Origin of the sequence: Aliivibrio sp. SR45-2 (assembly GCF_963890165.1) — a bacterium.
GTDB lineage: Bacteria > Pseudomonadota > Gammaproteobacteria > Enterobacterales > Vibrionaceae > Aliivibrio > Aliivibrio salmonicida.
The window spans coordinates 1-8,901 of record NZ_CAWPRC010000211.1 but is presented as its reverse complement, the minus strand read 5'-3'; the positions used below and the strand labels follow the sequence as shown (position 1 = coordinate 8,901).

Sequence of the window (8,901 nt, the reverse complement as noted above, 5' to 3'; positions counted from 1 at the left end):
CCCAGAATACAGACGCATAAGCTGCAAATGAACCCACACTCATTGCAGAGCCACTGTAATCTTTTGGTACACCCGCTTCAGCAACTGGCGCTAAGATGATGCCTTTAGCAAGGAAAATACTAAATGAGAAACACATTAAAAGAATCATATTAATCATCAACATACCTTCTGTTTTAGGTAAAGCAATCGTCACACCTAAACAAATAGCCGTTAATGCCAATGCAAAGAACATCATTTTAATTGAAGACTTAAAAACAAAATCCGCGATAGAACCCGCAACTAAACCAGCAATAACCCCCATTGCACCAGTATTAATAATACCGAAGATAGCCGCTTGTGCTGTTGATAAACCGAAGACCGCTTGCAGATAAGGAACCGTGTAAATAAGCGTAATATAAATCCAATACACCGTTAGAGAAGTCACGGCAGCTAACCATACGGTTGGCATTTTTAATACATGAAGTAGGCCTTTTAACGCCTCTTTATTTTTACTTTCACCTTGTTTAATTTCCATGTAATTATCAGGCACAAACTTCCAAACACAGAAAATCATCGGTAGAATCAATAATGTATAGAAGACAATCGCACCTTGGAATACAAGAATAGAACCGCCAACAAGTGCCATAATACCAACAATAACGGCGTTCATGCTCATTTCAGCAGCACGACGTACAGATTCTAATAAGCCAAATGCCATGCCCTTATTTTTGTCGCCAGACATTAATGTCACTCCATTCACAACAGAAGGCCAGAATGCCGCATCAACCAAGCCCCAAATACCAGCGATCACAACTAAAACACTGAACCCAGGTTCTAAGAAGATGATTGTCATCATACTAATAAATCGTATTGCCAAACTGGTCATTAAAATGGATTTTACAGAAAAACGGTTATTGACCCAACCAGCTGGGATATAGAAAAACATGGCAGAACCAATCAACGTAAATAATATCCCCATTTGGGTATTATCGATCTGCAACACATCGAGTAATAAATTGTAAAATGTTCCTTTAAAGGCTTCAAACGCAGAGTAAATAATTTGCCCTGACATGACCACAGAGAAAAAACCAAACAGTTGATTCCGACTTGTAAATCCAATTTTTTCAAACACATTCATACTTGTAATCCTTTCACGTTATTGTTTTTATTTATTATTTTTATGCTTTATATTTTGATGGGAACTTATGAGCAATATCCGTACATATCCCATCAACACCCCAATTAAATAATTCATTGGCACGTGCTAAATCATTCACTGTCCAAACATTCACTTTAATGCCTGATGCTTTAAATTTATTCACCATTTCACGCGTCAGTCCTTTTTCTTCTGGGTGAATATAATCGGCTTGGCACCATTCAATAATTGAATTCCAGTCATCCCATAGATTATGGCTTTCAAATAAACAGGCAACCTTACTTTCAGGACTTTTACGTTTAAATTCAGACAACACAAGATGGTTAAAACTTGAAATGATTAACTCACGTTCAGGATTTAATTCTTTTAATGCTGAGATCAAATTATCAATTAATAAATGGCTTAATTTTGCACTTTCAGAGCACGATTTAATTTCAATATTTAAATTGAGTTCTTTTTCGTTCACTAATGCAATCAATTCTTGAATGGTAGGCAAACGCTCACCAATATAGTCATCACTAAACCAACTTCCAGCATCAATTGAAGATAAATCAGCGCTACTGATATCGTATAATCGACCACTTTTATCAGTACAACGATCTAATGTGTCATCATGAGAAATAATAACAGTACCGTCTTGCAGAATATCCACATCGCATTCAAACCATTGAACACCATGCTCTTTACATAGTGAAAAAGCCGATAGAGTATTCTCAGGAGCCAGAGAAGACATGCCGCGATGTGCAATTAATGTTTTCATTGTAAACCTATTTTACGTGTTAGAAGATGAAGAGGATAATAACGCCTAGCCCATTTCATAAATGTGACAGAAACACATAAAATGAGCATTCGAGCGCTCGAATAGGAACTTATTTTCTTTTTTGCCTATGAGTTAACAATATTACTATCATTAGTCTCATTTCTCCCGAATTAAACCGCTTAAAAATCAAGCAATCCAATACATCTTAAGCTCTTACTTTATATAACCGTCAATAAAAAATAAATCACCGTTAACGCATTTAAATTATATAGATACTTAATTTATATAAGTACATAGATATTAGGCTCAAAATCAATTTACGTACGAATAATGAGCGATAATTCGACCCGGAAACATAAATCAATGAAATTTTAATTGGCACAAAATGGTAAGTATTGTTTTGCAACGAAAAACATAATAGCTCCAAGAAAACACATCACTGATTATTTACTTTTGGAACTAAATTATGAAAAAGACATTCATTAAAACAGCAGCTATCATTATTTTAACAACAACACTAACCGGTTGTATTAGCAGCAATGCAGTGACAGGAAAAGTAATGAAGTTTAATGTTGAAGTTGTGGATAATCGCTACGCTAGAGCAGGTGTTAACTTGCTTCTTGCGCCGGTTTACGGCATTATTACCGCAGCTGATTATGTTGTATTTAACTCATTAGAATTTTGGACAGGAAAAAACCCAATATCTGGTAGTCCACACATATTTGATTCAAAGACAGACACCCATTTTAAAGTAAATGATGAGCTAGACCCATCATTACGTAGTGCTCCCATTGATCCATTAGTAAACCAGAGAACAATCTCTACCGGCGAAATGCAAAAAATTGATGACAATACAATTCAAATGGACATCACTTACGACACAGGAGAAACGGCGATTTTACGCGGAGTGCGTGATGGAGAAAAGATTAGTTACTATATGGATGATGTACTTATTACTCAAACAACCATTGCCAAATTAGAATCTCTACAACAGAGTTAACAGCAAACATTTAAATAAAAAGTCACCCTTTATATAGGGTGACTTGGTATGAGAAACAATCTTATTCTTAGTATAAAATGCGTTATGAATACTACACTTTAAAAAAGGAAAGAATGTCTTTTTGTCTTACTGACAACTCAGATAACTCTTCACTTGCTTTCGCGCTCTGATAAATACCACTCACGTTTTGAGTCACTAACTCAGAAGCAATGTTGATATTCTGTGCAATCTCATTTGTCACACTTGATTGTTCCTCTGATGCCGCAGCAACCAGCGTATTCATGTCTGAAATTTCAGTAACCGAATTAGCAATCCCCGTAAATGCACTCGCCACTTTTTCAGCAACCGCTTGTGATTCAATGATCAATTGAGAATTCGACTTCATATAAATATCCGCTTTATCTGATTGCTCTTGCAACTTAGCAATGATCTCTTGGATATCAACCGTAGATTGTTGTGTCTTCCCAGCTAAAGAACGAACCTCATCTGCAACAACAGCAAAACCTCGACCTTGCTCACCCGCTCTTGCGGCTTCTATAGCGGCATTCAACGCTAATAAATTCGTTTGCTCAGAAATACTATTAATCACATCAATAACACCACCAATTTCTGTTGAGTACTCCTTGAGCTGATTAACTATAATCACAGAGTCCTCAACCGAAGCACCAATCTTAGTTGCAATAGTACTAGAGTTCGACAATGCCTCATGACCTAAAGCGACATTAGTTTGAGCAGCACTCGCCGCCCCTTCAGCATTAGATGCATTAATACTAACCTCAGAAGCCGTACTTGATAATTCACTTACCGCCGTCGCTATTTGCTCTATTTGTGCCGTCTCTTGTTGAGCATTGACTTCTGATTGAGTCATCACAGCAGCAAGCTCAGTTGACGCTGTTGATACATTTTCAGATATCTGGTGACTGCCTTCAATAACACGTTTTAACTCTTTGATCATCGCAACAGCACTGGCATAAATACCCGTATCTTTACTCGATGATGTCAGTTCCATGGTTAAATCACCTTGAGAAATACGTTTAATTATATTCTCAATATGGGCTGGTTCTCCACCTAATGGTTTGTAGATAAAATCCATAATCACTTTATAGATAATCACAGAAAACAACACGATAGAGACTAAAGCAATCACCATTGAGATAAATAAAGTGTCATTGCTTGATTTAAGAATAACCTCATTATATTCAAATGACGCTATCATCCAATTCTGGCTTTTCTCTAAAGATGAAACAACATAAATAGTGTCATCCTGAGTATAAGAATCGTACGTCATTGATGTATTACTAGGGGATAATACCGAATATTGAGGCCTAACATCGTGCATGTTTTTACCAATATATTCAGATTTTTTTGATGATAAAATATAACCATCTTTTCTATACACGTAAACTTGATTGTTAAGTGTTAATTCACTAATAAAATCAGAAAAAGTGGATACAGGAAGAGACGCTGCAAGAACACCGACAATTTGATTATTTCGTTTTACAGGTATAGCAAAAGAGAATACTTGGTTATTATCAGTATCAGTATAAACCTCTGTAATTACTTCGTTTTCACCGGAGAAGATTCTTTGATACCACTCTCTAGATTTACCATTGAAATTAGGGACAATACCTTTACCATCTGAAGAAACCGTTAAACCTGTTTTATCGGCGTAAAATATATTGTCAAAGAGAGCCAATTTCTTATTAATACCTTCTAATATATTCGATGTTTTATCGATATCAATCAGCGTACCATTAGAATCGACATCAACATAAATAGAATTGATTACATTAAAATATTCTTTTATTTTTGATGTTAAATTCGTTGAAATTAACTCTGTTTTTTCTGTCATTGTTCGATTATAAGAAGTAAGACTTTCATCTTTAAAATTGAGATACCCAAATCCAGACAATCCAAAACAAACCACAACACTCATGCTTATAAAAATAAGCAGTAACTTTCCTTTTAAGGTTTTCATATATCCATTCTATTTTATTAATGCGTAAATAAAATACTACCTTATTTAATTGTAATGACAATAAAGTCAATAGAAGAAAAGCAGCAAAAATAAGAATTAACTTAAATATAAGCACAAACCAAAACAATTACTTATTGGTAACAAAAAAATCATACACAAATTGTATATGACTTTTTATTTTCACATTAATAAAACCAATAACAAAATGATAAGTCATTCGTTATATGTAGTTAAATTATCAACTATTACGATTTAATAACGTTATTATTTAGCCATTCATCTAGAGATAATTTTCCGCTACCAGACAGCATTAATGATACACATGCAGCTAAAAGTGCTAAACCAAATTCATACCCACCGTCAGCCATAAATAGACCGTTTGGTAAATGCACGCTAACAATCGCAATAACCATAGTAAATGCTAAAACAAGTGCTGCAGGACGAGTTAACAGACCCAGTAAAATGAATAACCCACCAAAAAATTCTGCACTGCCTGCTAAAAACGCCATTGCTACCCCAGGCGCTAAACCAATTGATTCAAAAAACTGTCCAGTCCCTTCTAAGCCATAACCACCAAACCATGAAAACAGTTTTTGTGAACCATGAGCCATGAAAATAATTCCGATAGGAATACGTAATGCCAACGTGCTAAAGCCTGCAGTCGAAGATAATAGTTGGCTAATTTTTTGTTTCATTGTATTTCCTTTAATAAACTAATTAAAAATAGAGAAGACTCCATTTATTCTTTCCACCAGTATAAATATGCTATTCTTTAATGAAATTAGAGAATTTTGACCAAGTTGTTCAATTATTTTGAACTACAGAAATAAGGACATCAATGAACTCCCCGATAACACTTGATGCATTAAGAGCATTAGATGCAATAGACCGAAAAGGCAGCTTCGCTTCAGCGGCAGAGTCTCTGTTTAAAGTTCCCTCGGCCTTAACATATACCATCAAAAAATTAGAAGAAGATCTGAGTGTTACTTTATTTGATCGTTCAAAACAGAAGGCTGTTCTAACTTCTGCTGGGAGACTAATATTAGAACAAGGAAGAGAAATTCTCATTGCGACAGATAAATTGGAATCCGCAGTGAAACAGCTCGATTCTGGCTGGGAAAGAAACATTACCATTTCAAGAGACACAATAATCCCTCTATCTCCTTTATTAGAATCAATTATAGAGTTCAATAAATTAGAACATGGGACAAACATCACAATTTCTGAAGAGTCACTCGGTGGGGGCTGGGATGCCCTTCATAGTAACCGTACCGACATTGCCATTGGTGTCTCAGACCATTTACCAAAAGGGGAGTATCAAATAAAAGAAATTGGTCGAGTCGAGTTTCTGTTTGCTGTAAGCCAGTATCACCCTTTAGCTTTAGTAAATCGAACCATCCAAGCCAGTGATTTATTACTTTATCCCTCTTTAATTGTTTCTGATTCTTCTTTACTACTGCCAACCAGAGACACAGGGCTATTTAAAAGCAAACAACAAATCCGGTTTAAAACTATGCAAGGCAAAATTGAAGCTCAAATGATGGGCGTCGGTGTTGGATTTTTACCTAGGCACTTAATTAGAGAACAACTTAAAACAGGCATATTAATCGAAAAAAAATGCATTGTACCAAGAGTGAATCCCCCTTTATTTATTGCATGGCATAAAGATAATGACGGTAAAGCATGCCAATGGTTAACGAATGAATTAATGCACAAAAAATGGATTGTTTAATTAAAAATTCCAAAATGGAAAAAATATAAATGTTTTACTTTCCATTATGGAAAGTTTATATTTCCTTTAAGATGTTAAATTTAAAGTTACACTGTGAAAGCAAGAGAACATGGATATGTCCGCAGGATGCATTTGGTGACAGTAGTTCAAAAAATAATAAGGTTCACCCATGCCCGCTTCAGAAAAGATCAATGCATTAGTTCTAGATACATTTCCAATTATCGTTGAGTCAATTACTGCTTATTTAAAGAAAAAAGAAACAATTAATAATGTGTTTCATGCAACATCAATGCAAGAAGCACTGGCTATTTTAGCGAATAATAATATAGGATTTATCTCTCTAGACATTAAACAAAATAAATTTAACGGGCTAGAGTTCATTAAAAAAGTCAGGGAGAATCAATTCAAGGGATCTATTCTGGTGATTTCTAGCTACGGATATGAAATGTATTCAGACTCTGCAAAAAAATTAGGGGCAAATGGTTATATTTCGAAAGAAGAATCAACCACGCTTATCAATGATGCGATGAGTAATGTATTACGAGGTTATACATTATTTAAGCAAAGCACATCCATAAAAAAAGATGTCGATTTATCCAATAGAGAAATCATTGTACTTAATTATCTATTGAGAGGTTACAGTAATAAACAAATTTCTGAATTGTTATCATTAAGCGCTAAAACAATCAGTACCTATAAGTCTCGAATTTTAGAAAAGCATAATGCAACGTCATTAATTGATCTATTGAAAGTCAGTGATGCTATTAAACAACAATTATAGACAATCAAACAACCACCAATCGAATGATATCGTCTAATAAGCAGTGTAATGGGCTGTTCCTATTCGCCAATTTCATGCAAGAAACAAAAGGATACTTTCCTTGAAAATTCTCAGGAATAGGGATCAATTTAACATTGTAAGGGCTGATTAATCTCTTCAAGCAAATAAAAACCATGTCTTCTTGCTGAATCAAACGTGTCGCAGTGGCAAAATCATCCGTGCTGACTCTATAATTAAGCGTGATCCCCGCTTTTTTACAATGTTCAATAAAATACTGTCTCGAATGATTAAAGTCATTTACTTTAAAAGAAATCAATGGCGCTCTAATCGCATCTTCCCACGAATTAATCGAACTGTTTGGAGATACCGCAGCAACCATTGTGGTATCCGTTAGTTTTGACTGATAAATACTTTTGACTCGCTCTTCATGCATAAAGCTCACTCCAATATGAACTTTACTATCTAAAATGCGCTGCTCTGTAGATTCCGTCCACGTTTCTAACGCGATCATCGGCTTAGGAAAGGCTTCGCGAATTGCTGTATATATCTCCGTTGAATAATATGACATGACTGCGGAATGAATCGCGACTCGGATCGTCTCGGTATAATTTTCTGAAGAGAAGCTCCCTTTTTCAAACAACGCATTATCAATAACACTTAATCCACTTTCAAAGCTAGGTAACAAAGAAGTTAGTACATGAGTAGGCTCTAAACCATGAGAAGTTCGAACAAATAATGGATCTCCTATTTGTTCTCTCATTTTAGTTAGATACTTGCTTACCGCGCTTTCTGTTTTACCGATAATAAGAGCCACTTTCTTTAGATTACGGTGTTGATTAAGTAACAACAACACTTTCAATAAATTGTAATTTAAATCAGAATTCATGGCATATCCTTAGTCATTTTCTGGCTATACAACAGCGTATCAGCTCGCTTTATTGCCGTCGCTAATGTCTCTTGTTGCAAAACGGCCGTTACTCCAGCACTCACATCGATCGATAGAAAATGCTTACTAAAAGCGACCGCACTGATATTTTCTTGCAATTTAATCGCAAGTTGTTGGGCAACACTAACATCACAATTAGGCAATATTACAAGAAATTCATCCCCACCAAGTCGCACTAGATAATCGCTCTCTCTAAAGGTCATTCGCATACCGTGAGCAATTTGCTTTATCGCCTCATCACCAATGTGATGCCCAAAATTATCATTGATTGCTTTCAATTTATCACCATCAATGACGATCACCGACATGCTACTTTTTTGTTTTGTATTGAGTAAATCTTTGTCTTTTAAAATAGAGCGATTATACAAACCCGTTAATTCATCTCTATTAATCACCGATTCAATACTCGTCAGCTTTAGTTGTTTTTCCTTTAACTCTGACAGCTTCCAAAGGATATAAAACATCAATAACAATAATCCGATTTCAGCCCAAATAAAGTCAATAATCAACTTAGTAAAAGGCAGCTTGTAGATAAAGATCGTCCCATTATCTGCAATGTATTCTTTACT

9 protein-coding genes are annotated in these 8,901 nt (G+C 35.2%); 3 read left to right on the top strand and 6 right to left on the bottom strand.

Annotation, left to right across the window (positions count from 1 at the left end):
* Positions 1-1,117, bottom strand: a 1,117-nt coding sequence (locus AACV33_RS20025; protein WP_182700590.1) for an MFS transporter, incomplete at its 3' end; no start/stop codon positions are given.
* Positions 1,118-1,157: 40 nt separating this feature from the next.
* The gene (locus AACV33_RS20020) at positions 1,158-1,895 is read right to left on the bottom strand and encodes a glycerophosphodiester phosphodiesterase family protein (protein WP_012551693.1); all 738 of its coding nucleotides are present in this window, start codon (positions 1,893-1,895) and stop codon (positions 1,158-1,160) included.
* A gap of 466 nt (positions 1,896-2,361) precedes the next feature.
* On the opposite strand from AACV33_RS20020, the gene AACV33_RS20015 reads away from it, so the two are divergent.
* Positions 2,362-2,895, top strand: a complete 534-nt coding sequence (locus AACV33_RS20015; protein ID WP_182700589.1) for a DUF3332 domain-containing protein — start codon at positions 2,362-2,364, stop codon at positions 2,893-2,895.
* A gap of 91 nt (positions 2,896-2,986) precedes the next feature.
* Here AACV33_RS20015 and AACV33_RS20010 read toward each other — a convergent pair whose 3' ends face one another.
* Positions 2,987-4,873: a methyl-accepting chemotaxis protein gene (locus AACV33_RS20010; protein ID WP_023604237.1), complete on the bottom strand. Its 1,887-nt coding sequence runs from the start codon at positions 4,871-4,873 to the stop codon at positions 2,987-2,989.
* Between the two features lie 245 nt (positions 4,874-5,118).
* Positions 5,119-5,568: a DoxX family protein gene (locus tag AACV33_RS20005; protein WP_017023354.1), complete on the bottom strand. Its 450-nt coding sequence runs from the start codon at positions 5,566-5,568 to the stop codon at positions 5,119-5,121.
* A 143-nt stretch (positions 5,569-5,711) separates the two neighbouring features.
* On the opposite strand from AACV33_RS20005, the gene AACV33_RS20000 reads away from it, so the two are divergent.
* Both AACV33_RS20000 and AACV33_RS19995 read left to right on the top strand, forming a co-directional pair.
* The gene (locus AACV33_RS20000) at positions 5,712-6,605 is read left to right on the top strand and encodes a LysR family transcriptional regulator (protein ID WP_017023355.1); all 894 of its coding nucleotides are present in this window, start codon (positions 5,712-5,714) and stop codon (positions 6,603-6,605) included.
* Between the two features lie 169 nt (positions 6,606-6,774).
* Complete coding sequence (locus AACV33_RS19995; protein ID WP_017023356.1) at positions 6,775-7,386, top strand: response regulator transcription factor; 612 nt, start codon at positions 6,775-6,777, stop codon at positions 7,384-7,386.
* A 4-nt stretch (positions 7,387-7,390) separates the two neighbouring features.
* Here AACV33_RS19995 and AACV33_RS19990 read toward each other — a convergent pair whose 3' ends face one another.
* The gene (locus tag AACV33_RS19990; protein ID WP_065611757.1) at positions 7,391-8,272 is read right to left on the bottom strand and encodes a LysR family transcriptional regulator; all 882 of its coding nucleotides are present in this window, start codon (positions 8,270-8,272) and stop codon (positions 7,391-7,393) included.
* Positions 8,269-8,901, bottom strand: a 633-nt coding sequence (locus tag AACV33_RS19985) for a GGDEF domain-containing protein (protein ID WP_182700588.1), incomplete at its 5' end; no start/stop codon positions are given. The genes AACV33_RS19990 and AACV33_RS19985, both read right to left, overlap by 4 nt.

Excerpts from the sequence above, each read along its gene's own strand:
- AACV33_RS20020 (WP_012551693.1), bottom strand. The coding sequence starts at position 1,895 with ATGAAAACATTAATTGCACATCGCGGCATGTCTTCTCTGGCTCCTGAG.
- AACV33_RS20015 (WP_182700589.1), top strand. The coding sequence starts at position 2,362 with ATGAAAAAGACATTCATTAAAACAGCAGCTATCATTATTTTAACAACA.
- AACV33_RS20000 (WP_017023355.1), top strand. The coding sequence starts at position 5,712 with ATGAACTCCCCGATAACACTTGATGCATTAAGAGCATTAGATGCAATA.
- AACV33_RS20005 (WP_017023354.1), bottom strand. The coding sequence starts at position 5,568 with ATGAAACAAAAAATTAGCCAACTATTATCTTCGACTGCAGGCTTTAGC.
- AACV33_RS19995 (WP_017023356.1), top strand. The coding sequence starts at position 6,775 with ATGCCCGCTTCAGAAAAGATCAATGCATTAGTTCTAGATACATTTCCA.
- AACV33_RS20010 (WP_023604237.1), bottom strand. The coding sequence starts at position 4,873 with ATGAAAACCTTAAAAGGAAAGTTACTGCTTATTTTTATAAGCATGAGT.
- AACV33_RS19990 (WP_065611757.1), bottom strand. The coding sequence starts at position 8,272 with ATGAATTCTGATTTAAATTACAATTTATTGAAAGTGTTGTTGTTACTT.